Source organism: Vibrio sp. YT-18, from assembly GCF_033337345.1.
Taxonomy (GTDB): Bacteria; Pseudomonadota; Gammaproteobacteria; order Enterobacterales; family Vibrionaceae; genus Vibrio; species Vibrio alginolyticus.
Genome location: NZ_JAWOQO010000242.1, coordinates 1 through 1,087, shown reverse-complemented (window position 1 = coordinate 1,087; position 1,087 = coordinate 1). Strand labels below are relative to the sequence as shown.

Sequence of the window (1,087 nt, the reverse complement as noted above, 5' to 3'; positions counted from 1 at the left end):
TGAATGCTACCATAATTTTGAGCCATGTCAAATTTATGGGTTAAAGATTAATCAGCCTGACGACGCAAAAATGCCGGGATATCTAAGTAACCGCTTTCTTTCTCTTGCTTTGGTGCTGCTGAGCTTTGGCCCGCGGCAGGAGAAGAAGAAACTGTGTTTGTCGGCTGAGGAGTTACCTGTGGCTTCTCTTGCACTTGATTTTGCAAAGTTTGTGCCGGCTTTTCTTCAGCTTGCGTTGCCGTAACTTGTTGTGGCTGAGCTTGAGGAGCCGAAGCTACTTTCGCTTTACCACCAGCGACTAGCGTGATATCTGGCTTTCTTTCATTGCCAATACCTGTCGCAACTACTGTCACACGGATTTCATCAGTCATATCTGGGTCTAGAGAAGTACCGATAACCACGGTTGCATTGTCAGATGCAAATGCCTTCACTGTGTTACCAACTGTCTCAAACTCATCAAGACGCATGTCCAGACCAGCAGTGATGTTAACAAGAACACCGCGAGCACCAGCAAGATCGATATCTTCTAGAAGTGTGCTAGAAATTGCCATCTCAGCCGCTTCTTCAGCTCGGTCTTCACCTTTCGCAATACCACTACCCATCATCGCGTGACCCATTTCAGACATCACTGTACGTACGTCTGCAAAGTCGACGTTGATCATACCAGGGCGAGTGATTAGCTCGGCGATACCTTGAACTGCATTCTTAAGAACGTCATTCGCACTCGCAAATGCTTCAAGCAACGTTACGCCACGACCAAGAACTTTAAGTAGCTTCTCGTTTGGAATCGTAATTAACGAGTCAACGTGCTTAGATAACTCATCGATGCCTTGCTCAGCAAACGCTAAACGCTTTTTGCCTTCAAAGCTGAACGGTTTTGTTACAACCGCTACAGTCAGAATACCTAGCTCTTTCGCCACTTCAGCAATAACAGGCGCTGCACCAGTACCTGTACCACCGCCCATACCAGCTGCGATAAACACCATATCGGCACCAGTTAGGGAATCTTTAATTCTGTCTCTGTCTTCGAGAGCTGCCTCACGGCCAACTTGTGGATTCGCACCTGCACCCAGACCTTTAGTGATAT

At 47.2% G+C, this 1,087-nt stretch carries 1 protein-coding gene; it reads right to left on the bottom strand.

What is annotated here, in order from left to right; genetic code table 11:
• Window positions 1-47: 47 nt before the first annotated feature.
• A partial coding sequence (ftsZ, locus tag R7M72_RS25710) for a cell division protein FtsZ (RefSeq protein ID WP_318056543.1) occupies window positions 48-1,087 on the bottom strand: 1,040 nt, incomplete at its 5' end.